General features: G+C 69.5%; 23 protein-coding genes, 1 tRNA gene and 1 pseudogene. 9 read left to right on the top strand and 16 right to left on the bottom strand.

Going from position 1 to position 26,258, the window contains the following annotated elements:
- Positions 1 to 212: 212 nt before the first annotated feature.
- From AX018_RS25930 to AX018_RS15215, 11 genes and pseudogenes are all read right to left on the bottom strand, one after another.
- Positions 213 to 347 carry a hypothetical protein gene (locus tag AX018_RS25930; protein ID WP_281269557.1) on the bottom strand — a complete coding sequence of 45 codons (135 nt, stop codon included), beginning with the start codon at positions 345 to 347 and terminating at the stop codon, positions 213 to 215.
- A gap of 16 nt (positions 348 to 363) precedes the next feature.
- Positions 364 to 474, bottom strand: a pseudogene (locus AX018_RS25690) (RHS repeat-associated core domain-containing protein); the annotation flags it as partial.
- 219 nt (positions 475 to 693) lie between these two features.
- Positions 694 to 1,218, bottom strand: a complete 525-nt coding sequence (locus AX018_RS15240; protein WP_111878694.1) for an Imm21 family immunity protein — start codon at positions 1,216 to 1,218, stop codon at positions 694 to 696.
- A gap of 167 nt (positions 1,219 to 1,385) precedes the next feature.
- Complete coding sequence (locus tag AX018_RS24870) at positions 1,386 to 1,709, bottom strand: hypothetical protein (RefSeq protein WP_146749333.1); 324 nt, start codon at positions 1,707 to 1,709, stop codon at positions 1,386 to 1,388.
- On the bottom strand, positions 1,681 to 2,190 hold the full coding sequence (locus AX018_RS24865; RefSeq protein ID WP_146749332.1) for a hypothetical protein: 510 nt from the start codon (positions 2,188 to 2,190) through the stop codon (positions 1,681 to 1,683). Before AX018_RS24865 ends, AX018_RS24870 begins: the two co-directional genes overlap by 29 nt.
- Positions 2,191 to 2,574: 384 nt before the next feature.
- The gene (locus AX018_RS24860; protein WP_146749331.1) at positions 2,575 to 3,153 is read right to left on the bottom strand and encodes a hypothetical protein; all 579 of its coding nucleotides are present in this window, start codon (positions 3,151 to 3,153) and stop codon (positions 2,575 to 2,577) included.
- Positions 3,154 to 3,155: 2 nt separating this feature from the next.
- Complete coding sequence (locus tag AX018_RS15235; protein ID WP_170146276.1) at positions 3,156 to 7,673, bottom strand: RHS repeat-associated core domain-containing protein; 4,518 nt, start codon at positions 7,671 to 7,673, stop codon at positions 3,156 to 3,158.
- A 508-nt stretch (positions 7,674 to 8,181) separates the two neighbouring features.
- Positions 8,182 to 8,255 (bottom strand) — tRNA-Gly (locus AX018_RS15230).
- 143 nt (positions 8,256 to 8,398) lie between these two features.
- A complete protein-coding gene (locus tag AX018_RS15225; RefSeq protein WP_111878689.1) occupies positions 8,399 to 10,051 on the bottom strand; it encodes a rhodanese-like domain-containing protein in 1,653 nt (550 codons plus the stop codon).
- A gap of 49 nt (positions 10,052 to 10,100) precedes the next feature.
- On the bottom strand, positions 10,101 to 10,715 hold the full coding sequence (locus AX018_RS15220) for a cysteine dioxygenase family protein (protein WP_111878687.1): 615 nt from the start codon (positions 10,713 to 10,715) through the stop codon (positions 10,101 to 10,103).
- 98 nt (positions 10,716 to 10,813) lie between these two features.
- Positions 10,814 to 11,380: a low molecular weight protein-tyrosine-phosphatase gene (locus AX018_RS15215; protein WP_491895550.1), complete on the bottom strand. Its 567-nt coding sequence runs from the start codon at positions 11,378 to 11,380 to the stop codon at positions 10,814 to 10,816.
- Positions 11,381 to 11,585: 205 nt separating this feature from the next.
- Here AX018_RS15215 and AX018_RS15210 point away from each other — a divergent pair, with 205 nt between their 5' ends.
- On the top strand, positions 11,586 to 12,692 hold the full coding sequence (locus AX018_RS15210) for an LLM class flavin-dependent oxidoreductase (protein WP_111878684.1): 1,107 nt from the start codon (positions 11,586 to 11,588) through the stop codon (positions 12,690 to 12,692).
- Positions 12,693 to 12,715: 23 nt separating this feature from the next.
- Here the strand turns inward: AX018_RS15210 and AX018_RS15205 are convergent, their stop codons facing one another.
- The 3 genes from AX018_RS15205 to AX018_RS15195 are packed head-to-tail and all read right to left on the bottom strand — an operon-like array spanning position 12,716 to position 14,571.
- Complete coding sequence (locus tag AX018_RS15205; protein ID WP_111878682.1) at positions 12,716 to 13,549, bottom strand: alpha/beta fold hydrolase; 834 nt, start codon at positions 13,547 to 13,549, stop codon at positions 12,716 to 12,718.
- Positions 13,546 to 13,845 (bottom strand): AzlD family protein, encoded by a 300-nt coding sequence (locus AX018_RS15200; RefSeq protein ID WP_111878677.1) that lies wholly within the window; start codon positions 13,843 to 13,845, stop codon positions 13,546 to 13,548. The genes AX018_RS15205 and AX018_RS15200 overlap by 4 nt, the downstream gene beginning before the upstream one ends.
- 3 nt (positions 13,846 to 13,848) lie before the next feature.
- Complete coding sequence (locus AX018_RS15195) at positions 13,849 to 14,571, bottom strand: AzlC family ABC transporter permease (protein WP_245951568.1); 723 nt, start codon at positions 14,569 to 14,571, stop codon at positions 13,849 to 13,851.
- A gap of 120 nt (positions 14,572 to 14,691) precedes the next feature.
- Here AX018_RS15195 and AX018_RS15190 point away from each other — a divergent pair, with 120 nt between their 5' ends.
- Positions 14,692 to 15,150 carry an Lrp/AsnC family transcriptional regulator gene (locus tag AX018_RS15190; RefSeq protein WP_111878709.1) on the top strand — a complete coding sequence of 153 codons (459 nt, stop codon included), beginning with the start codon at positions 14,692 to 14,694 and terminating at the stop codon, positions 15,148 to 15,150.
- Between the two features lie 37 nt (positions 15,151 to 15,187).
- Here AX018_RS15190 and AX018_RS15185 read toward each other — a convergent pair whose 3' ends face one another.
- A complete protein-coding gene (locus tag AX018_RS15185) occupies positions 15,188 to 16,165 on the bottom strand; it encodes a LysR family transcriptional regulator (protein ID WP_111878671.1) in 978 nt (325 codons plus the stop codon).
- A gap of 97 nt (positions 16,166 to 16,262) precedes the next feature.
- Here AX018_RS15185 and AX018_RS15180 point away from each other — a divergent pair, with 97 nt between their 5' ends.
- The gene (locus AX018_RS15180; protein WP_111878669.1) at positions 16,263 to 17,495 is read left to right on the top strand and encodes an MFS transporter; all 1,233 of its coding nucleotides are present in this window, start codon (positions 16,263 to 16,265) and stop codon (positions 17,493 to 17,495) included.
- Between the two features lie 21 nt (positions 17,496 to 17,516).
- On the opposite strand, the gene AX018_RS15175 is transcribed toward AX018_RS15180, so the two are convergent.
- Positions 17,517 to 18,581: an ABC transporter substrate-binding protein gene (locus AX018_RS15175; RefSeq protein ID WP_111878666.1), complete on the bottom strand. Its 1,065-nt coding sequence runs from the start codon at positions 18,579 to 18,581 to the stop codon at positions 17,517 to 17,519.
- A 200-nt stretch (positions 18,582 to 18,781) separates the two neighbouring features.
- Between AX018_RS15175 and AX018_RS15170 the strand changes: the two genes are divergently transcribed.
- The 6 genes from AX018_RS15170 to AX018_RS15145 all read left to right on the top strand — a co-directional run bounded on the left by AX018_RS15170 (position 18,782) and on the right by AX018_RS15145 (position 26,240).
- Positions 18,782 to 19,615, top strand: a complete 834-nt coding sequence (locus AX018_RS15170; RefSeq protein WP_111878705.1) for a class II aldolase/adducin family protein — start codon at positions 18,782 to 18,784, stop codon at positions 19,613 to 19,615.
- Positions 19,612 to 20,751 (top strand): acyl-CoA dehydrogenase family protein, encoded by a 1,140-nt coding sequence (locus AX018_RS15165; protein WP_111878664.1) that lies wholly within the window; start codon positions 19,612 to 19,614, stop codon positions 20,749 to 20,751. The genes AX018_RS15170 and AX018_RS15165 overlap by 4 nt, the downstream gene beginning before the upstream one ends.
- Positions 20,752 to 20,783: 32 nt before the next feature.
- Positions 20,784 to 21,761, top strand: a complete 978-nt coding sequence (locus AX018_RS15160; protein ID WP_111878661.1) for an ABC transporter substrate-binding protein — start codon at positions 20,784 to 20,786, stop codon at positions 21,759 to 21,761.
- A 336-nt stretch (positions 21,762 to 22,097) separates the two neighbouring features.
- Positions 22,098 to 24,188 (top strand): hybrid sensor histidine kinase/response regulator, encoded by a 2,091-nt coding sequence (locus AX018_RS15155; RefSeq protein WP_111878658.1) that lies wholly within the window; start codon positions 22,098 to 22,100, stop codon positions 24,186 to 24,188.
- A gap of 320 nt (positions 24,189 to 24,508) precedes the next feature.
- Entirely contained in the window at positions 24,509 to 25,570 is a 1,062-nt protein-coding gene (locus tag AX018_RS15150; protein WP_111878656.1) for a methionine ABC transporter ATP-binding protein, read from the top strand.
- Positions 25,571 to 25,574: 4 nt separating this feature from the next.
- Complete coding sequence (locus AX018_RS15145) at positions 25,575 to 26,240, top strand: methionine ABC transporter permease (RefSeq protein ID WP_111878654.1); 666 nt, start codon at positions 25,575 to 25,577, stop codon at positions 26,238 to 26,240.
- Positions 26,241 to 26,258 lie beyond the last annotated feature (18 nt).

Raw genomic sequence — 26,258 nt, 5'->3', positions numbered from 1 at the left:
ATCTCGTGCAAGGTATGGTCGAGCAACGCGACGCGACAATCCATTAATCGATCAGCAAATGCCGGGTGTTGCATTTCGGTTTTGAGACCGCCCACCGATAAGACCGGTATCTCTCACATTTTGTCGTCCACCTTTGGCGTATGTTAGAAGATCATCGATTGTGGTAGTGCAGCTTTCAATCCCTTGCGATATTAATGGCTGAAGCCACGGATTCACATAGGAATCAGTAAGCCGATAACTACCGTATCCAACTGCTCCAATTGCTGCTGCAGCACAAGCAGCACACCCTGTACCTGCACAAGCGGCGCCAATTGCAGGCAATGCTGGTACCACAGGACGAAGAACATCTGCAGCCTGCAATCCTTATGGGTCTGTATAGCTCAGCGGATTGCCACTGACATACCTAAACCGATTCCACCCGCCGTCCAATCCAATCGGATCGGCCTGCACATACCGCCCCGACTTCTGGTCATAGTACCGGTGCGTAGCTCAGCCCGTCTCCTCGTCCCACACCTGCCCCGTATACCGCAGGTTGAACCGCACCGCCTCGTCGTAGCTGCGCAGCCCGCTTTCCCCGCTCTGCGCATAGCCCGTCGCTCCCGTCGTCGGGTTCGCCTCCCCAAAGCCCGTGATCAGTCACTGTCACACCACCTACCCCTGGGTATTTTGAGATCTCCAGAAAGTTGATTTTATTTATACCTTCTCAGAAGAATTCCTTCTGATGAATCTGTGGATGATGAATTCGTGAGATTTATCTCTCTTCAAAGACTCCGTAGTTACGATGTAGTCTCCAGGAGGTGCATCAATTTCTGAATAATCACCATTGCTAAACTTCAGGCTAGTTGCGGAATCAAACAGGATCATGCTTGAATCGTTCTGTAAAAATTGAACTCCGCTCAATTCACAAAGATTGCTGGCAGGGATTGTTCTTATGACGGAATCTGCCAATTCATAAGATTCACAATAAACCCAGCGCGGCACAAATAAAACATCATCAACAACAAAGAATGCAGACTGCAATGGTTCGTCGCCAAGAACTAGAACTTTGCTGTCGCCGCAGTCTATGGCGTCCAAATAATCTTCAACATCACAAGCGCGTTCATAATCGGAATCCGTGTGGCCAGCGGAGCTTCCATCAACTCCCATCCAAATATTAGCGCATATTTTTGAGGCGACAACCAATGGTCCGCCGGATGTGTTTATCCATTTTGATTTCATTCAGAACTCCTCCGGGTCATTGCTCGCGCCCACCCTGGTAATGCGCCCATCCACGCCGTAGTGCAGGCAAGTGCCTCCCTGCTTTGTCAGCCCCTCGGCGTGTATCGCGAATTCATCCGTGCAAGTTATTTGAGGTTTAGGTGTTGCACTTCGAACCTAAGTCCGTCCTATGGATAATCTGCACCAGTCTGCTGGTGAGTCAGATTGCCATTGCAATAAATCTTGGCCTCATGAATTGGAAATATGTGATAACCACAGTGCTCAGTTAAAACTGCAATAGCTCTCTTCTTTCTGCTTACAAGAAAACAGGCGGAACGAAAATCAGCGAACGATCCATCCATCAATTCAATGCGCACTGATGTCAGTGGGACGGTGAATAGATCGAAGTCATCATTTCGGACGCTCTCCGGGGTAGTTTCTAGTAGCACTGCAATTTCATCTGCCCATTGGTCTTTGATGAATTCAGCCATTGCTGGTACGGCATAGTTCACGATTCTTTGCTGTTTCATTTTCGATTAACTCCTCTGATCGTCCAGCAGCGCGTCCACGCCATCCCCAAAGCCGTAGCATCTGATTGATTATTGAATAGCTCCTATGAAACACCTGTCGATTAACATGATCAAAGAATTTCTTCTCTCCGTCGGACAAGCCATCACAGAAATTACGGATAGCTTCTGACTGATCGTAGAGCTTTTGAGCTTGTGAAGTCAGAGGGCGCCACGTCTTCGTAGAAATTCGGACGTCTCTGCCAGCAGAGTCACGTATGTGCACGTGATAATTCTGATCAAATCCATGTCGTGCGTGCTCGTTACCGCCTGCAGGCTTTCCTGGGTAAGCATTAACACTTATTAATCCATCGTTGTGCAAATCAACCAAGCCTTCTGGATCAATAAAGCTCAATGGATTCCAGTCTACATAAAGGAGCCTATTCCATCCCCCGTCGAGTCTGATCGGATCGACCTGGATATACATCTCGCTCTGCACATAGCCGGTCGCCCAGTGGTCGGGTTCACTTCCCCAAACCCGTGATGAGCCACTGCCACAACCCCAGTCTCCAGACGCCAGTGAACCGCTGCAGGGTGTCGCTTCCAGACAGCGGCATTTCGGAGCCTCTGACGGATAGTTGTGCGCGAACCCGTTTGGTCAAAACCAAAACATATTCATGTCACCGGATTCATTCAATGGCTTGCTATTAGAAATGCAGCAATAAAGAAGAGGCTGTTATCATCTATTTGCACTAGAAATATGGAAAATTGGACCTGCGCGTTTGTAGAGGAAGTACTGCTTATCTTATTTCTCGAACGACCTGCTGCACACCGATTTCGCATCAAATTAAAATTCTTGCCTATCGGATATTCAGGTGGATTCCGATAATTGCGTCCACGCAGCGGGTCGGAGTGGATCGGTCTGGAGTTCTGTCAAGAGATCTTTTGCTTGTGAAAGACGAACTCTGTTGCCATAGAAATAGACGACCCCATCCTGTATTGCGATCATTTCCCCCATTTCTCCGCCAGACGAGATTACATAGCAATGAGCCTCATAGATTAACATTAGATTTATTACATATGCTAGTACCACTTCTTCTTGGAAATTCATCCTTTCATTCGCACCAAATTCAAACAAGTACGTTCGATTGTTTGCCAGGTCAATTGGCTGCGCGGGCCCCAATAAGAGCGCTCCAAGCACTGACTCTTGATCTGGATAAAAATGGGATGAGTTATCTATCTGGATAATCTTCCAGCGCCCCTTGGTCAACCAACCCGCTATATGCTGGGAAAATGCTATCAGCTCATAGGTACTTTTCCCCGTACAAAAGGAACTGGCAACATAAGAGCCTTCTGATTTTGGGGTTTCTAAGCAATTCCATGGGCCAAGTTTGACACCTTGCTCAAGGAAATAGGAATTTGCGATTTCGGATTGAAGAACTTTTGCCATGATTAGTCGGGACTATTCGGCTGTGGAAGAAGTACGTTGCATAATGGGCAAAACAATGGATATAGCGGAATACTCCAAGGTACCGTGAATGGTGCAGGCAGTCTGACTTGTGGATTCCCCGGATGTGCTTGCTCTGGGGTAATTGGATTGCCATTGAGGTCAAAGCGTGCCCATGGAGTACTCGGTGCTTTTGTCTTCCAATAGGCGTTTCTGGCACCACCTGGGCCTCCATTGTTTCCATCTGGCACATATCTGCATATATCGCGACCACCCGGTTGCTTCGGGCCCTGAAAGGTACCAGGCGGTTGGCCTGGTTTCGGTTCCCATGGTCCTCCAGGGATATTTTCAGGCGGCGTTTGCCCCGTGTACTGCTGTAGTCCATTCGGATCTGAGTGGCTCAGTGGCTTTCCATCAACGTATAGATATCGATTCCACCCACCTTCCAGCCCGATCGGGTCCGCCTGGATATACCTCCCCATCCCCGCGTCGTAGTACCGGTGCAGGTTGTAGCTCAGCCCCGTCTCCTCGTCCCACACCTGCCCCGCATACCGCAGGTCGAACCGCACCGCCTCGCCATAGCTGCGCAGACCTGCCTCCCCGCTCTGCGCATAGCCCGTCGCCCCGGTCGTCGGGTTCGCCTCCCCGAAGCCCGTAATCAGCCATTGCCACACCACCTGGCCCTGGGCATTGGTCAGGCGCCTCGGCGTGTTCAGATGGTCCGCATCGATCGCATAGAGCCTCCCGTTGATCTGCGCGGCCACCGGCATCGGGCCCGTCGCCGTCGGCAGCCAGATCACCTCCGTGCTGTCCGTCTCGCCTGGAGGCGCTGCGCTGTCGCCGCTCCTGCGGTTGCCATACTGCCCCAGCACCGTGCTGCCGATGCCGTCCTCCGCGTACACCGTCTGCTGCGTGATGGCCGGGTTGTCTGCCCCTGACAGGCGCGCATCGCGCTTGAAGACCCGCTGGCCCAGTGCATTCGTCGTGTAGCTGACGGCCAGGGCGTTGGCCGGGTCGCTGCTCGCACCCACCTTCGCGATGCGCCCATCCACCCCGTAGTGCAGGTAGGTGTCTCCCTTCTTCGTGAGCGCCCCCGTCGCATCCTGGCTGTAGTTCACCTGGGTGCTGCTGGCGGTCGTCCCTGCCGGCGTGAAGGTCTCCGCATACCCCTGCAGCCGGTTGCTGCCCGCCACCCGCGTGTAGACCCGCTCCAGCGTGTCCGCTCCCGCGCCCGTCGCGCTCGTATGGTGCACCTGCGTGCGGTTGCCGTTCGCATCCCATGCGTAGCCGCTCGCCGTCGCCCCCAGCGTGTCGCCCAGGCCCCAGCCCAGGGGCAAGGTCAGGTCCGCCGGCGCGCTGTGGGCGCTGGCCGTGAGGCGCCCCACGGCGTCGTAGGTGAACACGCTCGTGAGCGTGGCCTGCTGGGCGGTGTGGCTGCTGTCCGCTCCCGGCAGGGCGTGGCGCTGCTGGATGCGGGTCACCCGCCCGGCGCCATCCCACACGAGCTCGGGCAGCAGCCGGCTCGCGGCCAGCTGGCCAGCCGCCGTGTAGCTGCGCTGCTCGCTCTGGCCCGGGTTCAGTCCGCTCCACTGCCAGGCCGTGGGCTGACCCAGCGGGCTCCAGGTGAGGCCCGCCACCAGCGGCTGGCCGTTCCACTGCAGCCCCGTGAGCTGGCCCGTGGCGTCGTACTGGTACTGCAGCTGCCGCCCGCTCGGGTAGGTGATCGCCCCGATCTGCCCCGCCCCCGCGCTGCCCGCGGCCACGTAGCGGTAGCCCAGTGTGCGGCTGTCGCCATTGGCGAGGATCTCCACCTTGCGCGTGATGCGCCCTTGCACGTCGCGCTGGTAGCGCGTGGTGACCTCCGGGTCCTGGATTTCACTTAAATGTCCGGCGCTGGCCTGCGGCGCGCCCTCGGCGTTGTAGTCGGCGCCGGGCAGGTCGTAGCGCAGCACCGTGGTGCGGGAGCCCGTGCCGCTTCCCGCTGCGCTGCTCACGATCTGCGTGGGCCGGCCCAGCGCATCCCGCGTGATGCTGCTGGCGCGCCCCAAGGCATCGGTGATCGCCTGCGGCAGGCCCAGCGCGTCGTAGGTGGTTGTGAGCGGGCCGCCGTCCGGCGTGCTTTCCTGCAGCGCGTTGCCCAGCGCATCACGCGTGTATCCCGTCGCCACGCCCTGGAAGTCCGTGGCCTGGGTCACCGCATCCCGCGCGTCGTAGGCCAGCGTGGCGCTGGCGTTCTGCGCGTTGGTGAGGGTCTTCACGCGCCGCAGCGCATCCAGTGCCAGGGTGGTGCTGTGGCTGGCGCCATCGACCGTCTCGGTGCTGCGCACCTGCTCGCCGTTGGCGTCGTAGCCGAAGCCGGTGGTCACGCTGCTGCTGCTGCCGCTGCCGGCACCGCCCAGGGTCACGCTCTCCACGCGGTTGAGGCCGTTGATGCTGCGCGCCAGCTGCCAGGCGGCCTGGCCTTGCGCGTCGGCAATGGTCTCGCCCACCGGGTTGCCCAGGCCGTCGAGCGTGTAGCTGGCGCTCGCGCCCCGGTTGTCGCTCCAGCCCGTGGGGCGCTGGGCCGCGTCGTATTGGTAGGTGATCTGGTAGCCCTCGGGGGTGCTGGCGGTGGCCAGCTGCCCGGTGGGGCGGTAGGTGTAGAGCGAGACCTCCTCGCCGCGCTCCAGGCGCGTCAGGCGCCCGCGCGGGTCGTAGGCGTAGCGGCTCACGAGGCCCGTGGCGGCGGTGTGGGTGAGCACCCGGCCCGCCGCGTCGTGGGTGTAGGTGTCGCTCTGGCCCAGGGCGTTGGTGGCCTGGGTGAGGTGGCCCTGCGCGTCGTAGCCGAAGGTGGTGACCGCGCCGCTCGGCTCCGTGGCCGTGGCGACGAGGCCCGAGGGGTGGTAGGTCCAGCTCCAGGTGCGCGTGCTCGCCGGGGTGACGCTGGTGTCGGTGACGGTCCGGGTGAGGAGGTTGCCCGCGCCGTCGTAGCTGTAGGCCGTCTCGCGTCCGGCTTCCGTGACCTTCACGGGCAGGTGCCATTGCGGGTGCCATTCGGTCGTGGTGGTGCGCGCCTCGGGGGTGCCGGCCGCCTGCGTGGTGCCCAGGGGCAGCCGCCGGCCCGTGTCCCACTGGTAGGTGGTGACCGTGCCCAGGAAGTCGGTCTCCGATTCGACCAGGCCCAGCGCGTTCTGGACGCGGCTGGCGGCGTCGGGCCGGCCGGTGCCGTCGGGCGTGTCGGCCCCGGTGACGGCCAGCTTGCCCTGGTTCAGGCCGTAGTGGAAGCTGCGCACGGTGCCCAGGGGGTCGGTCACGGTGGCGGCAGAGCCGTCCCCGGCCGGGTAGCTCACCTGGTAGCGCTCCACGCCGCCGGCCAGCTCGGTGCTGGTGGCGCGGCCCGCGCCGTCGTAGCCGAAGGTGCCCCAGCGCGCTCCGCTCTCGTCCACGATGCCGGTCAGGGCTTGCGGATAGTCGCCGTTCTCGTAGAGGAAGGCGCGGCTCTGGCCGTCGGGGGTGGTGACGCTGGAGAGGCGCCCGCTGGCGTCGTAGGCGTAGCCGATCACCTGCGGGCCGGGCACGGTGACGGAGGCGAGCCGGCCGGCACTGTCGTAGGCGAGGGAGAGCGTCTGTCCGAATGCGTTGGAGACGGAGGCCAGCCGGCCCGAGGCGTGGTAGGTGTAGGTGGTGACCCAGCCGTTGCGGGCGGTGATCGAGAGGAGCCGGCCGGCGTTGCTGAATTCGAGGGTGGCGTCGTCGTCGCTGCGCCGGTAGACCCAGGCATCGGAGGGCAACTGCGTGAGGGCGTCGCTGCCGGCGGTGTTCCAGGTGTTCGTGCCTTTGGCCTTGAAGAAGGCGGCGCGCAGGCTGCCGTCGCCCTCGGTGATGCTGACGCTATCGCCCGTGGGCACTGCGCTGGCCTTCAGGGTGATGTGGTGGTTGTGGCTCCAGGCCGCGCCGAGCGGCCCTGCGCTGCGGGCGGGATCGCTGCCCCAGGTGCTTTGGTAGTAGCGGGTGAAGGACAGGGCCGAGGGGCCTTGCCCGCTCCAGTCCGTCTCCGTGCGGACCTTGGCCTGGCTGGCCATGCGGATGGGGTTGCCGGCCTGCGTGCCCGAGGGCGTGCACATGCCGGGCGATGGGTCGGGGGTCGCGGGGAGGCAGACGTTGCCCAGCGGGTCTTCGGTGAAGTTGGCGTTGCAGGTGCAGGTGCCGTTGGCGGCGGTGCTGTTGGCGGGGCATGCCGAGCCGGCCGCATCGGCGTACACGACCAGCACGCGGTAGGGGCCGTTCTGGTTGCAGGAGTCGGCGGACTCGTAGATCCCCAGGAGTGCACTGGTGTCGGGATGCACCTGGGTGGACCAGGTCAGGGGCTTGATCACATCGGGTCCGTACGAGGTGCAGAGCTTGGTGGGCCGTGTGCGCTGCAGGTACGCGGACATGTCGGAGGGCGAGCCGCAGTATTCGCGCCCCGGCATGCAGTAGATGTATTCAGCGCTCAGTGCCGCGTGCGCAGGCGGGTGCTGGCCCAGGAGCAGGAGCATGGCCATGAGGGAGTGCCACAGCGCCGCCCAGGCCCCTGAGGCAGGCTTCGCCTCCCACCTGCGCAATACGGCGCGAGCCACGGCGCAGTCCACGGACCAGCGCACCCCGTGCATCAAACGCTGCATTCCTCTCCCCTTCATGGATATTGACGTGTTGCCGGCCCCGCACGCGGAAGCCGTGCCTTGATCTCGCCCGCCGGCCACGAACCGGCAGACCGCTCAGCTTAACCAAAAGTCACGCAGCAGTTACGCTCTCAAGGCCACCGTATCTCGCGGAAGCCGTGCTTCAAGGCTTCCACGTCGAACGACGGCACGCCCGGCGCGCTCCATCATGCCCGCTACCGCGAAGTTTCCATCGCCCGCGCAACGGCAGTGGCGTCGGCGCTGCCTGAGCGTTCCATGGATTGGGGGAAATTCGGCCCTGAACTGCACGTGAATGTGCAGGCAGTCATCGGCGGGTTTGTGACACTTCACATCTCCTGACAATCGTTATGAATCAACAACGTAGGAGAAGTGGAGCGGGTGAAGGGAATCGAACCCTCGTATGAAGCTTGGGAAGCTGCCGTTCTACCATTGAACTACACCCGCGCAAGCCACCGTTGCAGTGGCTTCAGCCGGCGGATTCTATCTCCACTTTGGGCCGTTCCGGCACCGGCCTGGCCAGGGGCGGATGGTGGCTTGCCGGCTGGGGGCCGCGCCCCTGTGCTTTCGGCGCGGCTCCGCCCGGGGGCTCAGAGGGCGGAGAAGCCGTGCGTGCCGTCGCGGGCGAGCTGCTCCACCAGGCCGAATTCCCAGTCCAGGTAGGCCTGCATGGCTTCGCGGGGGGCGTCGGTGCCTTCGTAGGGGCGGCGGTAGCGGTCGATGCGGGGCGAGGCGAGGCGGGCCTCGCCATGTTCCAGGGGCAGCCCGGCGGCGATCCAGGCTTCGGTGCCGCCCTCCAGCACGGAGACGGCGGCGCCGGTGGCGCGGGCCACGTCCTGCGCGGCGTAGCGGGCCAGGAAGCCGGTGCCGCAGGTGAGCACGTAGCGGCCGGCGCGGGGGAGGGCGGCCAGGGCCTCGGGCAGGTGGGAGCGCAGGGCGAACCACGCGCCCGGGATGTGGCGCTGCACATGGCGCGCGCTGGCCGTGAAGTCGATCACCACCACGTCCGCCGCATCCGCCGCGGCCTGCCCGTCGGCGCGGTCCACGCTGCCGGCGGACAGGCCCAGCCAGCCGGCCAGTTGCCGGGGCGATACCCAGTTGAGCGGGCCGGCGGGTTCCGGCGCCAATGCCGGCGGGGTACCGGCCTCGGTGCGGGCGGCGTCGGCGGCGTCCCACACCCAGGCCTCCCAGCCCATCTGCGCGAGCCAGGAGGCGGTCATGTTCGCGCGCGTGGTGTCCTCGCCGTCCAGCAGCACGATGCGCGCGCCGCGCACGGGCGCGGTGTGGTCGGTTTCCTGCACCAGTTGCCCGCCGGGCACGTTGCGCCAGCCCGGTACGTGGCCGGCCGCGTATTCCTCGGGGGGGCGCACGTCGATGCGGTAGGTGGTGCGGCGCGCGGATTCTTCCGCGAAGCGCCGCAGATCGGCGGCGGTGGCGCGGCGCACGCCCGCGCGGTCGGCCACGGCGCGGGCCCGGATGGCCGCGTCGGCGCGCGCGGGGCCGTCCACCGGCCCGAAGCGCCGGGCGGCGCCATGCTCCAGCGCCTGTCCGGCCAGCAGCCAGCCGATGGTGCCGTTGCGCAGCGCGGCCGCGGGGTTGGACAGGCCCGCGTTCACCAGCGACTGCGTGCCGATGATGCTGCGCGTGCGGCCCGCGCAGTTGACGATGATGCGCGTGGCCGGGTCGGGCGCCAGCGTGCGCGCGCGCAGCACCAGTTCGGCGCCGGGGACGCTGAGGCTGCCGGGGATGTTCATCGTCTGGTATTCGTCGAAGCGGCGCGCGTCCAGCACCACCACGTCCGCTTTCGCGTCGAGCAGGGCCTTCACTTCCGTGGCGGAGAGCGAGGGGGTGTGCCGCTGCGCTTCCAGCCATTCGCCGAAGGCCTTGCTGGGCACGTTCACGTCGATGAACAGCTCGCCGCCCGCGTCGCTCCAGCCCCGCAGGCCGCCTTCCAGCGCCGAGACGTCGGTGTAGCCCAGCTCCCGCAGCACCCGCGCTGCCTGCGCGGCGAGGCCCTCGCCGTCGTCATAGACCACGATGGGCGTGGAGCGCCGGGGCAAGCGGGCCCAGGCCTCGATCTCGATGCGCCCCAGCGGCAGGTTGGCCGCGAAGAGCGGATGGCCCTGCGCGAAGAGCGCTTCCTCGCGCACGTCGAGGAGGGCGATTTCCGCGCGCTGGCGCAGGGCCTGCAGCACGGCGTGGACGGGGGTGGTGGCGATGGCGGGGGAGAGCAGGGCGGGCATGGCGTGCGGAGAAGGCGGAGCGGATGTGCGTGCGGATGGGGTGCGTCGGTCACGCGGAGGGCGGGCCGGCCCCCCACAGGTTGGGCAGCGTGGCGTTGCCGTAGCCCGAGACGAAGGGCTTGCGCCCGCCCTCGGGCGGGTACACCGAGCGGCGCACGCTGCCGATGTCGGCGCCGTACACGTGGATGCTGACCGACACGGCATCGGCCTGGGCGTTGCTGACGCGGTGCACGTCGCCCAGCGTGGGCGAGACGGCCTCCACGTCGCCGGGCCGCAGGCGGTGGGCGGGGCCGTGCGGCTGCCAGCGGCCGGCCGCGTCCTGCGAATAGGCCTGCGAATCCTCGCTGCCGCGCAGCATGCCGATGAGGCCCCACACCGTGTGGTCGTGGATGGGCGTGGACTGGCCCGGGCCCCACACGAAGCTGACCACCGAGAAGCGGTCCAGCGCGTCGGCGTGCAGCAGGTATTGCTGGTAGCGCGTGGCGTCCGGGCGGGCATAGTCCGCCGGCAGCCAGCCGTCGCGGGCGACCAGTTCGCGCAGCAGGGCGCCGCCGCGCTCGATCACCTCGGGCTCGGCCGGGCGCTGGTCGATGAGCTGGGTGAAGCGCCGCACGAAATGCCGCAGGGGCGCGAGGTCGGTGGGTTCGGTGGCGGAGCGGGGCATGTGCCGATTGCAGCAGCGGGCCGCGCGGCCGGGTACTGATGGTTTCGCATATGGATCGGCGGTTTGGTCGCTTGCCTGCTCGCCGGCCGGCGCTCCGCTCAGGCGGTTGCGCCGGGCCCGCTGGCGGAGGGCGCGGGCTCCAGGGCCGCCAGCAGGCCCGCGCAGGCGTCTTCCACCACGTCCAGCACGTGCTCGAAGCCGTCCGCGCCGCCGTAGTAGGGATCGGGCACCTCGTGGGCCGTGGCGTGCCGGCAGAAGTCGGTCAGGCGGCGCAGCCGCTCCCGTTGGGCGGGCGGGCAGAGGCCCCGGGCCGCGGATTCGTTGCGGTCGTCCATCACCAGCACGAGGTCGAAATCCGCGAAGTCGCGGCGTTCCAGATGGCGCGCACGCTGGGCGGAGAGGTTGTAGCCCCGGCGCAGCGCGTGCGCCTGCGCGCGGCGGTCCGGCGGCTCGCCCACGTGGTAGTCGTGCGTGCCGGCGGAATCGACCTGGATGCGGTGCGCCAGGCCCGCGTCGGCCACCATTTTTTCCAGCACGCCGTGGGCCGTGGGGCTGCGGCAGATGTTGCCCATGCAGACCATGAGCACCCGCAGGGGCTCGCCGGCCGGCCGGGCGCCAAGGTGGGGGAGCGTGGGCGGAGGGGTGTCGGGGCGCGGCGGGGTCATGGGTGTCGGGGCGGGGCGCGGGGCCGGGGGAGACGATGGCTGGAATTGGACCATGGACGCGCACGAACGCACACACGAATGCACATGGGCGCGCACGGACCGCAGTTGCTCAGACGTTTTCCTTCGTTGGCCGGCCCGCGCGCCGGGGCGGATCATGCCGGCGTTCTTTTCCCATGCCCCGCCCCGGGGCCGCAAAGGAGTTCGCATGTCCGTCCAGTTCATCGGAATGATCCAGCCGCACGAGGTGTCCGAAACCATCGCCCGCCAGGGCCCGGCCGTGAATCCCGCCTATGTGCGGGCCTTCGCCCAGGCGCACGAGCACGCGGGCTTCGACCGCATCCTGGTGCCCGCCAGCGCCACCAGCCCGGACACGGTGCTGACCGTGGCCTACGCGGCGGCGGCCACCGACCGCATCGGGTTCCTGCTGGCGCACCGGCCGGGCTTCGTCGCGCCCACGCTGGCGGCGCGCCAGTTCGCCACGCTGGACCATTACAGCGGCGGCCGGCTCGCGGTGCACACCATCACGGGCGGCTCCGACGAGGACCAGCGCCGCGACGGCGATTTCCTGGGCCATGACGAGCGCTATGCGCGCACCGACGAATACCTGGGCCTGCTGCGCCGCGTGTGGACCGAGGATCAGCCCTTCGACCACGAGGGCGCGCACTACCGCGTGCAGGGCGCGTGGTCGGAAGTCAAGCCGCTGCAGGCCGGCGGGGTGCCGCTCTACTTCGGGGGCGCCTCGGAGCCCGCGCTGCGCGTGGCCGGCCGGCATGCGGACGTGTACGCGCTCTGGGGCGAATCGCTGGCGCAGGCGGGCGACCTGGTGCGCCGCGTGCGGGCCGAGGCCGCCGGCCATGGGCGCGGCATCGGGTTCAGCATCTCCTTCCGCCCGATCCTGGGCCGCACCGAGGACGAGGCCTGGGCCCGCGCCGAGGAGATCCTGGAGACCACGCGGCGCCTGAAGGTGGCGCAGGGCTACACCCGGGGCCCTGGCCCGCAGCAGAGCGAGGGCGCGCGCCGCCTGCTCTCCGACGCCGCGCATGGCGACCGCGTGGACGAGCGCCTGTGGACGGCCATCGCGCGCGAGAACGGCGGGCGCTCCAATTCCACCTCGCTCGTGGGCACGCCCGACCAGGTGGCCGACGCGCTGCTGAAGTACTACGACCTGGGCATCACCACCTTCCTGGTGCGCGGCTTCGACCCGCTGGTGGACGCGATCGAATACGGCCGCGAGCTGCTGCCGCGCGTGCGGGCGCGGGTGGCCGAGAGGGAGCGGGTGGCCGCGGGGCTGGCGGCGCTGAAGGTGGCCTGAGCCGGCACGCAGTAAGGGTGCGCTCAGCGCGCGGCCGGCCCCGCGGTGCCGGCCAGGAAGCGCGCGGCGAGGGCGAGGAGGCCGGGCTCGTCCTCCCGGTGCGGCACGTGGCCGGCGCCGGGCAGGATCGTGACCTCGGCCGCGCCGGCGGCCAGCTCGCCGATGCGCCGTGGATGCCGGGTGGAGCCGTATTCGTCCTGCCCGCCATGGATCGCCAGCACCGGGCAGGCCACTCCCGGCAGCACGCCGGCGAGCGACCAGGGCGCGAATGCCGGGTCCAGCCAGCGTTCGATCCAGGCATCCAGCACCCAGGGCGCCTTGTCCCCGTGGTATTTCATCAGCCGCTGCACCTGCGCGGGGTCGCGGAACTGCTCCCGGGCCCGGCGGATGCCCGCCAGGGTGCGGTCCTCCGGGAAGACCTGGGCCGCGATCGTGACGAGGGCTTCGCAGTCGCGGGCGAAGCGGGCGGCGCACTCGATCGCCATGCCGCCACCCACGCTGTGCCCCAGCGCCACGAACCGCCCGATGCCGAGTTGCCCGCGCAACGCCGGGAAAAACTCCCGGGCCTCTTCGGCGATGAAATCCAGCGGCGGCCGGCCCTCGCGGGCCTCGGACCGGCCGAACCCCAGCCGGTCGTAGGCGATGACGGGGCGGGCCGTGGCCTCGCACAGCCGGGCGGGCAGGCCGCGCCACAGGTCCACGCAGCCCAGCGAGTCGTGGAACAGCACGATGGGCGCCAGGGCGCGCGGGGCCTGCGCCGGGCTCCAGCGCCGCGCGAAGAGGCGGCCCCGCGGGTGGTCGATCCACAGATCGCGTGGCGGGGAAGGGCTTTCGTCGTCGGGGGGCGGGGTGTTCATGCGGGAAGCAGTTGTCGCAGCAGTCCGGCCGACACGATACCGATCAGCACCGTGGGCAGGAGGGACAACCGCGTGGCCGCAGCCAGGGTGAGGGCCAGCGCCAGCAGGTCGGCGGGCCGCTCGGACACGAAGGCGGGCGCGATGACGGAGACCAGGACGCAGCCGGGCAGGCTCTCCATCACGTACTGCAGGCGCGGGCCGAGCGTTCGCCCCCTGAGCAGCAGATAGCCGATCACCCGCGTGAAATACGTGCTGGCCGCCATGAGCACCAGCGTGACGACGGTGGTGGTGTCCATGGTTCAGTTCCGGGGCGCCAGCAGCGCGGCGCCGGCCAGCCCGCCGAGCGCGCCCGCGGCGACATACCAGGCGCCGGGCACGAGCCGGTGGACGAGGGCCGCGGCGGCAAGGCTGACGAGCCAGGGGCGGCTGCGCCGGGCCCCTTTCCACATGCCCCGCAGGAGCACCAGGAAGACGGCCGTGAACGCCATGTCGAAGCCATACCGCTCCACGTCGCCGATTGCGGGCCCGAAGACCGCGCCCACCGTGGTGAAGGCCACCCAGGTGGCGTACAGGCCGGACGACACGCCCAGGTAGTACGGCAGGCTGATGCGCCGGGCCGCGCGGCGCTGCGCGTCCGACAGGGCCATCGCCCAGCTTTCGTCGCACATGAAGAACAGCGCGGGCAGCGCGCGGCGCCGGGGCAGGTGCTCCAGGTAGGGGGCGAGCGCCGCGCCCATGAGGATGTGGCGGCAGTTCACCAGGAACGACATCGCCACGATGAGCAGCACGTGCGGAGGCGACGTCCACAGGCGGATGGCGGCGAACTCCGAGCCGCCCCCGAAGTTCAGCCCGGTCATGAGGGTTACTTCCAGCGCGCCCAGGCCCTTACGGGCCGCCTGCGCGCCCAGGACGAGGGCGAAGGGAATGAAGCCGAGCATCACCGGCAGCGAGGCCCGCAGGCCGCGAAGGGCCTCCTGGCGGCGGGTCGGGGCCGGCGGGGGATGGAAGGGGGGAGGCGGAATGCATGGCAGCCAGGAATTCTCTGCCTGCCTCCCTGGAATTGGGTGCTGTTCATTCCTTGTTTTTTTGGATTTTTGGCGCTGGATGCCAATTTGGCATCAAAGTGTGGAATGATCTTCCGCATGGAATTCGATGCACTCGACCGCCGCATCCTGCGCGCGCTCCAACGCAATGGCCGGCTGCAGAACGTCGATCTGGCGCGGGAGGTCGGCCTGTCCCCGTCCCCCTGCCTGCGGCGGGTGAAGCTGCTGGAGGATGCGGGCGTGATCCAGCGCTACGTGGCGGTGCTCGACCCGGGCCGCATCGGCCAGGGGTTGACGGTCTTCGCGCGGATCTGGCTCAAGGGCCAGGACGCGGCGACCGTGGACGGGTTCACCGCCGCGGTCCGTGATTTGCCGCAGGTGGTGGAGTGCCACCTGATGGCCGGGGACTGCGATTTCCTGCTGCGCATCGTGGCCGCGGACCTGGATGCGTACCGGCAGTTCCAGATCAGCCACCTCACCCGCATTCCCGGCGTGCAGAGCGTGAAGACGGAGATCCCCATGCAGCGCGTGAAGTCCACGTCCGAGCTGCCGGTGTGACGCGGACGGCGGCGGCCGCGATGCCGGGCCGCCCCGGTCACGTGCCCCGCACCTGCATGCCCGCGATCGAGGGGATCGCCTCCCGCATGGCCTCCAGGAAGGCCCGCAGCCGCGCCGGCTGGTGGCGCGCCGGCGGGTACACCAGGTGCACCGGCAGCGGCGCCGCGTGCCATGCGGGCACGAGGTGCGCGAGGCGCCCCGCGCGCAGGTCGTCCTGGGCGATCCAGGCGGAGAGCAGGGCCGCGCCCAGGCCGGCCAGGGCCGCGTTGCGCAGGGCGTAGAGGCTGTCGGTGCCCATGCGCGGGTGGATGGCGATGGTTTCGGCGCCCGCCGCCGCGCTCGCGCCGCTGCCGCCGCTGGCGCGCACCGGGTGCAGCACGATCTCGCGCTGGTAGTAGGTGCGCAGGGCCAGCCAGGGCAGGGCCTGCAGGTCGCGCGGGTGCCGGGGCCGGCCGCCGTGGCGCTCCAGCAGCGCGGGCGCGGCGACGGCGATGCGCGGCACCTCGGCCACGCGCACGGCGATGACCGAGGGGTCCCGCACGGGGCCGACCTGCACGGCGCAGTCGATGCCCTCGGCGATGAAGTCCGGCTGCCGGTCGTGCAGCAGCCATTCCACCGACACGCCGGGGTAGCGGCGCAGGTACTCCACCAGCGGGGCGATGAGCTGGTCCTGGCCGAAGGCGTGGGGCGCCTGCACGCGCAGCGTGCCCCGGGGCGTGTCGTGCGCGCCGCGCAGGTCCGATTCCATGGCCTGCCAGTTCGCCAGCAGCTCCTTGGCATGGGCGAAGCAGCGCCGGCCGTCCTCGGTGAGCTTCATGCCGTGGGTGGAGCGCTGCAGCAGGCGCAGGCCCAGGCTGCGCTCCAGGGCCTGCAGGCGGCGGCTCACGGTGGGCTGGCTGGTGGCCAGCTGCTGCGCGGCGGCCGAGAGGCTGCCGCTTTCCACGATGCGCACGAAGGTCTGCAGCAGCTCGATGCGGTCGGCGCCGGACGGCGGGGTGGGGTCCATCTTGGTCATGCGCAGAGCGTATGACAGATCTGCACGCCGGGCCACTACCGCGCGGCGCCCATGAACGACACACTGCGGGCCATGGTGTTTCCGCAAGAGGTGATCGATGTCTTCCATTCATGATGCGCATATCCGGTCCGGGGCGGCACGGGCCATGGCGCCCGCGCTGCCCGCCGCCGAGGTGCCCGCGCCGCTGGTGCTGCTGCTGGCGGCCACGGCCGGGGTGAGCGTGGCGTCGCTCTACTACAGCCAGCCCATGCTGGGCGTGCTGGGCTCCGACATCCGGGCGGCCGAGCGCACGGTGGGCTTCGTGCCCACGCTTACACAACTGGGCTATGCGCTGGGCATCCTGCTGCTGGCGCCGCTGGGCGACCGCTACGACCGGCGGCGCATCATCCTCGCCAAGGCCGTCGCGCTGGCGGCGGCGCTGCTGGCCAGCGGGCTGGCGCCCGGCATCGGCGCGCTGCTGGCGGCCAGCCTGGCCGTGGGGCTGGCCGCCACGCTGGCGCAGGACGTGGTGCCGGCCGCCGCCACGCTGGCGCCGGAGCACCGGCGCGGCAAGGTGGTGGGCACGGTGATGACGGGGCTGCTGCTGGGCATCCTGCTGTCGCGGGTGGTGAGCGGGCTGGGCGCGGAGCACTTCGGCTGGCGCGCGGTGTACCTCGCGGCGGCGGTGGCCGTGGCCCTGCTCGGGGTGGCGGTGTGGCGCGGGCTGCCCGGCTTCGCGCCGACGACGCGCCTGGGCTACGGCGCGCTGCTGGCGTCGATGGCCTCGCTCTGGCGCGCCCATCGGCCGCTGCGCCGCGCGGCGCTGGCGCAGGGCCTGCTCGCGGTGGCGTTCAGCGCGTTCTGGTCCACGCTGGCGGTGATGCTGCACAGCCGGTTCCACTGGGGCAGTGCGGCGGCGGGGGCGTTCGGCCTGGCCGGGGCGGCGGGCGCGCTGGCCGCGCCGCTGGCAGGGCGGCTGGCCGACCGCGCGGGGCCGCAGCGGGTGGCCTGCCTGGGCGCGGGGCTGGCGCTGGCCTCGTTCGCGGTGCTGGCCCTGGCGCAGTGGCTGCCGGCCTGGGCGCAGCTGGCGCTGCTGGTGGCGAGCGCCGTGGGGTTCGACTTCGGCATCCAGGCCGCGCTGGTGGCGCACCAGACGCTGGTCTACGGCCTGGAGCCCGCGGCGCGCAGCCGGCTGAATGCGCTGCTGGTCACGGGCGTTTTCGTGGGCATGGCGGCGGGCTCGGCGCTGGGCGCGGTGGCCCTGGCGCGCTGGGGCTGGACGGGCGTGGTGGCGCTGGCCACGCTGGCATCGGCCGGCGCGCTGGCGGTGCGCCTGGCGGACCGGCGCTGACCGCGCCGAGCGGGGGGGCCGTCAGGCAGGTACGCCGTTCGGCGCGAGCGCGGCGGCGAAGCTGCGGTCCCACAGGGGGGCCACCTGGGCCGGGCCGTCGAGCACGCCCAGTTGCAGGAAGGTGTCGGCCACGCGCTGGTGGCCGGCCACCACGCCGTCGTCCACGGGGCGCAGCGCGTAGTCGGTGCTGCGGTTGTTCCAGAGTTCGATGAGGTCGCCCACCGGCACCCGCGTCTCGGCCGATTGGGCGCGCGCGTAGTCCAGGTAGTGGGCATTGGCCCACTGGTAGGAGCGGCGCAGGCGCTGCAGCAGGTCGGCGATGGCCGCGTGGCGTTGCGGGTCGGCCACGGCGCGGGCGTTGGCGTAGATGGGGAAGTTGCCCGACAGGTAGTCCGCGCCGGTCTTGAGCACGCGCGCGCCGTAGCGCAGCCGGGCGATCTGGCCGTTGTAGCCGTAGATGGCCCAGGCGTCGAGGTCGCCCCGGTCGAAGGCCGAGAGGCCGTCGGCGGGCGTGAGGCCCACGGCCGTGATGTCGGAGAAGGAGAGGCCCGCCTCGGCGAGCTGGCGGCTCAGGAAATAGTGGGCCGTGGTGGCGCGCACGTAGCCCACGCGCTTGCCTTTCAGGTCCGCGATGGAGTGGATGGGCGCGTCCTTGCGGGCCAGGGTCACCTGGTTGTGCAGGTCCTCGCGGGTGACGGCGATGAAGCGCACCTGCGCCTTCTGGCGCGCGGCGAAGAGGGCCGGGATCTCGCTGCCCGAGCCCAGGTCGAGCGCGTCGCCGTTGAGGGCCTCGATGTGCAGCACGCCGTTGTTGAGTTCGCGCCATTCGATGCGGTAGGGCGTGCCGGCCTGGCCCGCCGCGCCGAGCAGCGGCCGCCACAGTCCCTTGTAGGTGCCCACGCGCAGGGTCACGCCGGACAGGTCCTGCGCGGACGCCGGCGCGGGCGCGGCGAGGGCCGTGCCCAGGAGCCCGGGCGCGGCGGCGCCCACCGCGAGGCCGCGCAGCAGCGCGCGCCGACCGGGGTCGTGGGTGATGGCGGAGGGGGCGGAGGGCGCGGGAAGGCGGGTGGAGCGGGGCGGTGTCATGGGTTCGTGGCAGCGGGTGGACGATCCCGCGAGATTGCGGCGCCGGGGCGGGCGCGCCAACGACGGATGCGTCGCATGGTTATGCGCAAAACGCCGCCCCGGCGCGCCGCGCGCCCGTTGCCCGGCCCTGCGCGCCAGCGCATGTGCTCAGACGCTTTTCTTCGTTGGGCGCGGGGCCGGGCGTGCCTATGGTGAGGGCCATGTCCACCGCCATCGCCACGCCACCCTTCGCTATCCCCGCTGCCACTTCGCCGGGGCGCCATGCCCAGCCCCGGCGCCGGGACTGGTTCGATCCGCCCGCCGCGCGCCCCACCGTGCAGGCCGAGCGCCGCTACCGCCAGGAGCGGCTCGCGGTGGCGTTCCGGCTGTTCGCGCGCCACGGGTTCGACCACGGCATGGCGGGGCACATCACGGCGCGCGATCCCGAGTGGCCGGACCACTTCTGGGTGAACCCGCTGGGGCTGCATTTCTCGCGCATCCGCGTCTCGGACCTGCTGCTGGTCAACGCGCAGGGCGAGATCGCCATCGGCGAGGGGCCGCTCAACCGCGCGGCCTTCGCGATCCACGCGGCGCTGCACGAGGCGCGGCCTGACGTCGTCGCCGCCGCGCACACGCATTCCACCTACGGCAAGGCCTGGTCGGCGCTGGGGCGCCTGCTGGACCCGCTGTCGCAGGATGCCTGCATCTTCCACGGGGACCATGCGCTGTATGCCGACTATGGCGGCGTGGTGCTGGAGACGGACGAGGGCCACCGCATCGCCCGTGCGCTGGGCCACCGCAAGGCCGTGATCCTGCAGAACCACGGCATCCTCACGGCCGGCCCCAGCGTGGAGGCCGCCGCGTGGTGGTACATCGCGCTGGAGAACGCCTGCCACGCGCAACTGCTGGCCGAGGCGGCGGGCACGCCCCGGCCCATTCCCGAGGCGGTGGCCCGCCACACGCACGGCCAGATCGGTGGGCCGGGCGGGGCGCATTTCGCGTTCCGCAGCCTGTTCGAGGTGCTGGTGCGCCAGGAGCCCGAGGTGCTCGAATGAACGCGCCGCCGACGCCCGGCGGGCTGGCGCGCGCGCTGGCGGCGGAGTTCGTGCGGCGCGCGCCGCTGCACGACCGCGACGGGAGCTTTCCCCACCGCAATTTCGAGGATCTGCGGCGCGCCGGCCTGCTGGCGCTGGCCGCCCCGCGCGCATTGGGCGGCGGGGCGGCCTCGGCGGCGCAACTGGCGGAGGTGGTCGGCGCCATCGGCCACGCCTGCCCGTCCACCGCCCTGGTGCTGGCCATGCAGTACATCCAGCACCGGGGCATGGGGCGCCCCGGATCGCCCTGGCCGGAGCCATTGGCGCGCCGGCTGGTGGGCGAGGCGCTGGAGCGCGTGTCGCTGGTGAACGCGCTGCGCGTGGAGCCCGAACTGGGCTCGCCCGCGCGCGGCGGCCTGCCGGACACGGTGGCGCAGGCCACGCCGCAGGGCTGGCTGCTGACGGGGCACAAGGTCTATTCCACGGGCGCGCCGGCATTGCGCTGGTACGTGGTCTGGGCCCGCACCGACGAGACGCCGCCGCGCGTGGGCAGCTTCCTGGTGGCGGCCGACGCGCCGGGCGTGCGCATCGACGCCACCTGGGACCACCTGGGCCTGCGCGCGAGCGGCAGCCACGACGTGCTGCTGCGCGAGACGCCCGCCGTCCGGGCGCTGGACCTGCGCGCCCCGCAGGACTGGCACGGCGCCGAGCCCGCGATGCTGGCGGAGATGGCGGTGCTGCTGGGCGCGCTCTATACCGGCGTGGCCCGCGCGGCGCGCGACTGGCTGGCGGACTTCCTGCGCGAGCGCGCGCCCGCCAGCCTGGGCGCGCCCCTGGCCACCCTGCCGCGCGCCCAGGAGGCGCTGGGGCGCATCGAGGGCCTGCTGTGGGCCAACGACCGCCTCATCGCCGGCATGGCCGAGGCGCTGGATGCGGGCCGCATCCCCGGCCCGGCGGACAGCGGCCTGCTCAAGGCCACCGCCACGCACCAGGCCATCGAGGCCGTGCAGGCCGCCGTGGCGCTGGCCGGCAACCACGGCCTCTCGCGCCGCAACCCGCTGGAGCGGCACCTGCGCGACGTGCTCTGCGGCCGCGTGCACACGCCGCAGGACGACAGCGTGCACCTTGCGGCCGGGCGCCGCGCGCTGGGCCTTTGACGATTCCCCCCATCCACCAGGAGAGCTTCCCGATGACCCTGCACCGCCGCCAGTTCCAGCGCCTCTGGCTGACCAGCGCCTGCGCCGCCGCCGCGGCCTCGTTCCTCTCGCCCGCGCTCTCGCATGCCCAGCCGGCGGCGCGCACCACGCTGCGCGCCGGCGACCAGAAGGGCGGATTGCGCGCCCTGCTGGAAGCGGCCGGCGAACTGCGCCAGCCCTTGCCCTACGACCTGCAGTGGAGCGAGTTCCCAGCCGCCGCGCCGCTGGCCGAGGCGCTCAACGCCGACGCCGTGGATTTCGGGCCCATCGGCGATGCGCCGCTGCTCTTCACGCTGGCCGCCGGCAGCGCGGTGAAGGCCTTCGCCGCCAACCGCTCCGACCCCTACGGCACGGCCGTGCTGGTGCGGCCCGATGCGCCGTACCGCTCGGCGGCAGACCTCAAGGGCCTGCGCATCGCCACCAACCGGGGCTCCATCGGGCACTACGTGGCCCTGAAGGCCCTGGAGTCGGCGGGCCTGCGGCCGCAGGACGCGCAGATCCGCTTCATCCCGCCGGCCGAGGCCAAGCTCGCGCTCACGCAGGGCGCGGTGGACGCCTGGGCCACCTGGGAGCCCTACACGGCCCTGGCGGAGACCAGCGGCCACGCGCGCGTACTGGTCAGCGGCCGGGGGCTGTCGAGCGGGCTGAGCTTCCTGGCCGCCACCGACAAGGCGCTGGCCACCAGGCGCGAGGCGCTGCGCGACTTCAAGGCGCGGGTGGAGCGGGCCCAGCAGTGGTCCTACCGCAACGCCGGGCCGTTCGGCGACACGCTGGCGCGCATCATCGGCATCCCGGCCGAGGCGGCGCGCCTGCAGTTCGAGCGGCGCGCCACGCGTTGGCTGCCCATCGACGGCGCGGTGCTGGCCGACCAGCAGCGCACGGCCGACTTCTACCTGGCCGCCGGCCTGCTGCGCCGGCGCCTGGACGTGCGGGAGACCTTCGACACGGGCTTTGCCGTTCCCGAGGCGTAGACGGCGAGGCCTGCGCCCGTGCGGGGCCTTCCGGGTGCCGGCAGGGGGCTCTTGAGGGGTTTTTGAAGCCGGATCGGCTCCATGTCGTCGTCCACGCTGATATGTTTGCTATGAAAATAGAAGCATTCGATGGCGCCATGCTCCTGGCCGGGCGCGTGGCGTGACGGCGCCAGTTCCATTCATTGGAACGGCAGCGTGGGGCATGGCCGGCGGGGCCCGTGCCGCCCGCCGGTGCGAATAGACTGGAGCGTGCCGGCGGGTCGCCCGCGCCGCGGCCATGCCGGACCTGCGGGCCCGGGCGGTCGGCCTGCCGGACACACCACCGTTTCTTCCTCCATGGCCGACCCTTTCCTCCCGCCTCCTGCTCCCTTTCCCTCCATCGCCGGCGAGATGAGCGAGCGCGTGCGCCGGCACGACTGGGCCGCCACGCCGCTGGGCCCCATCGACACCTGGCCCGAGGCCCTGCGCGTGGCCGCGCAGATGGTGCTGGCTTCGAAGTTCGCCAAGTGCCTGGTGTGGGGCCCGCGGATGGCCGTGATCCACAACGACGCGTTCCGCGTGATCCTCGGCGCCAAGCCCGACGCGCTGGGCCGGCCGTTCTCCGAGGTCTGGGCCGAGGCCTGGGACACCATCGGCCCGATCGCCGCACGCGCGCTGGCCGGCGAGTCGGTGTTCTTCGAGGATTTTCCGCTGCGGGTGAACCGCCACGGCTACGACGAGCAGGCCTATTTCACCTTCTGCTACAGCCCGGTCCGCGACGGCTCGGGCGCCGTGGCCGGCTTCATGGACACCGTGGTCGAGACCACCGGCAAGTTCGTGGCGCAGCGGCGGCTGCAGGAGCTGGCGGTATCGCTGGAGCAGCAGGTGGCCGACCGCACGGCCGACCGCAACCGGCTCTGGCTGCTGTCGGATGCCATGCTGGTGGTGGCGCGGCTCGACGGCACCATCGCCGCCGTCAATCCCGCCTGGCAGGCCACGCTCGGCTATTGCGAGGAAGAGACCCTCAGCCGCAGCGTGCTCTCGTTCCTGCACGCGGACGAGGCCGCGCGCGTGCCCCAGGAGGTGCAGCGGCTGGCCGAGTCCCGCCAGCGCCAGCAGGCCACGCTGCGCTTTCGCCACAAGGGCGGCGCCGACCGCTGGATCGACTGGACGGCCGTGCCGGGCGACGGCTTCGTGCAGGCCGTGGGCCGCGACGTGACCGACGAGCGCGCGCGCACCGAGGCGCTGCTGCAGTCGCAGGACCGCCTGCGGCACGGCCAGAAGATGGAGGCCATCGGCCAGCTCACCGGCGGCATCGCGCACGACTTCAACAACATGCTGCAGGGCGTGGTGCTGCCGCTGCAGCTCATCGGCCAGCGCCACGCGCGCGGGCAGATGGACGACATCCCGCGCTACGTGGAGGCGGGCCTGGCCTCGGCCCGGCGCGCCGCCGCGCTCACGCAGCGGCTGCTGGCGTTCTCGCGGCGCCAGCCGCTGGACGTGCGGCCCCTGGACGTGGCGGCCTCCATCCGCAGCCTGGAGCCGATGCTGCGCAACACCTGCGGCGAGAACATCCGCCTGGACCTCGACCTGCCCGCCGACCTCTGGCCCGTGCTCACCGACGCGCACCAGTTCGAGAGCGCGGTGCTCAATCTCGCCATCAACGCGCGCGACGCCATGCCGGAGGGCGGCGGGCTGCGCATCGCCGCCGACAACCAGCCCGAGGGCGCCGCCGGCCTGCCGGCGCAGGAGCGCGAGGCGCTGGGCCTGCCGGCCGGCGAGCTGGTGCGCGTGCGGGTCTGCGACACGGGGCACGGCATGTCCCGCGAGGTCATGGACCTGGCCTTCGACCCGTTCTTCACCACCAAGCCGCTGGGGCAGGGCACGGGCCTGGGGCTGTCGATGATCTACGGCTACCTGCGCCAGTCCGGCGGCGCGGTGGCCCTGGACAGCGTGGTGGGGCAGGGCACCTGCGTGTCGCTGTACTTCCCGCGCTCGCGGCAGCAGGCGCAGGCCGAGTCCCCGGCGGCGCTGGACGCCGCCGCCTCGGCCCGGCGCGCCGACTCGATCCTCGTCGTGGAGGACGACGCCACCGTGCGCGGGTTCGTCTGCGAGCTGCTGCGCGACCTGGGCTTCCAGGTGATGTCGGCCACCACGGGCGCGGAGGGCATGGCGCTGCTCTCCGGCGCGATCCACTTCGACCTGCTGGTCTCCGACGTGGGCCTGCCGGGCCCCAACGGCCGGCAGGTGGCCGACTACGCGCGCGAGCGCCTGCCGGGCATCCAGGTGCTGCTCATGACCGGCTACGCCGAGCGGGCCGCCATGGACCCGGACTTCTTCGGCAGCCACCGGATGGAGCTCATCGTGAAGCCCTTCGATGCCCAGGCCTTCGTGCGCAAGGTGCTGGACATGGTGGGTCCGCGCCCGGGGGGCGATGCGGGCAAGTAAAGGCGGTTTTGGGGCCTTTTGATGACCATGTCGGCGTGTCCGCTATCTTGTTTGCTATTGAAGATGTAGCAAAATGCGGCCCGCTCGGCGGCGGGGGCTCGGGGCTCATAACCCTGGCGTCTTTGCATTCAATGTATGGATCGTTGGCAGCGGCCGGGCCAGCCCGTACAGTCGCGCTCGCGCGGCCCTGCGCCTGGTGCGCCGCGGCCTCGCGCTCCGCGCCCCTGTCTTGCGCCGCTTTTTTCGACGTCTCCTTTTTTCTCTGAACCGTTCCCGTCTTCGCGTGGCGCTGCCGCCGGGCGCGCCGGGAGTGCATTGCCATGATCGATTTACGGGGTATCACCCAGATTTACCAGGGCCCGACCGGGCCCGTGGAAGCGCTGCAGGGCATCGACCTGCACATCCAGCCGGGCGAGGTGTTCGGCATCATCGGGCGCAGCGGCGCGGGCAAGAGCTCGCTGGTGCGCGTCATCAACCTGCTCAACCGCCCCACGGCGGGCCAGGTGATCGTCGCGGGCCGCGACCTCACCCGCATGAACGACGCGCAGCTGCGCGAGGCCCGCCGCGACATCGGCATGGTGTTCCAGCATTTCAACCTGCTTTCTTCGCGCACCGTGTTCGGCAACGCCGCGCTGCCGCTGGAGCTGGCGGGCATGGAGCCGGCCGCCATCCGCGAGCGCGTGAACCCGCTGCTCGAACTCGTGGGCCTGTCGCACCTCGCGGACCGCTATCCGGCGCAGATCAGCGGCGGCCAGAAGCAGCGCGTGGGCATCGCCCGGGCGCTGGCGAGCCGGCCCAAGGTGCTGCTCTCGGACGAGGCCACCTCCGCGCTCGACCCCGAGACCACGCGCTCCATCCTCGCGCTGCTGCGCCAGGTGAACCGCGAGCTGGGCCTCACCGTGGTGCTCATCACCCACCAGATGCAGGTCATCAAGCAGGTGGCCGACCGCGTGGCCGTGATCGACGCCGGCCGCATCGTGGAGAAGGGGCTGGTGCTGGACGTGTTCACCCGCCCCCGGCAGTCCATCACGAAAAGCCTCGTGGACGAGATCGTGCCGCAGGATCTGCCCGAGAGCGTGCTCGACCACGTGCGCCACCTCGCGGCCCAGCTGGCGGCGTCGGGGCAGGGCGGCGTGGGGCGGCTGCTGCGCCTCGCGTACGCGGGCGAGCGGGCCTACCAGCCCATCCTCTCGCGCCTGATCCGCGAGCACGGGCTGGACCTGTCCATCCTGCACGGGCAGATCGACGAGATCCAGAACCAGACCTTCGGCTCGCTCGCCGTCTATGCGAGCGGCGAGGGCGCGCGGCTGGACCAGGCCGTGGCGCAGCTGCGCACCGAGGGCGTGGTGGTGGAAGAAGTGAACGTGGACGTGGAGGGCTGAGGCGATGTTCGAGAACTTTTCGGAAATGATGCTGGAGTTGTTCGCCACCTCGCTGTGGGAGACGCTCGTCATGGTGGGCATCTCGGGCTTTGTGGGCGGGCTCATCGGCATCCCGCTGGGCGTGTTCCTGCGCCTCACCGACCGGGGCGGCGTACTGGAGAACGGCGCCCTCAACAAGACCATGGGCTGGGTGGTGAACGCCGTGCGCTCCACGCCCTTCATCATCCTGCTGGTGGCGATCATCCCGCTCACGCGCTTCATCACCGGCTCGTCCATCGGCACGGCGGCGGCCGTGGTGCCGCTCACCATCGCCGCCGCGCCCTTCGTCGCGCGGCTGGTGGAAACCTCGCTGCGCGAGGTGGACCACGGCCTCGTCGAGGCCGCCCAGGCCATGGGCGCCACCACCTGGCAGATCGTCTGGAAAGTGCTGCTGCCCGAGGCGCTGCCCGGCATCGTGGCGGGCCTGACCATCACCTTCGTGAGCCTCACGGGCTATTCCGCCATGGCCGGCGCGATCGGCGGCGGCGGCCTGGGCGACCTGGGCATCCGCTACGGCTACCAGCGCTTCCTGCCCGACATCATGCTGGCCGTGGTGGTGGTGCTGATCTTCTTCGTGCAGGCCGTGCAGAGCCTGGGCGACTGGGCGGTGCGCCGGCTGAGCCACCGCTGAAGCCACTGTGTCCGGGGC

Source organism: Paracidovorax anthurii, assembly GCF_003269065.1.
Taxonomy (GTDB): domain Bacteria; phylum Pseudomonadota; class Gammaproteobacteria; order Burkholderiales; family Burkholderiaceae_C; genus Paracidovorax; species Paracidovorax anthurii.
This window is presented reverse-complemented; position numbering and strand designations above follow the sequence as displayed.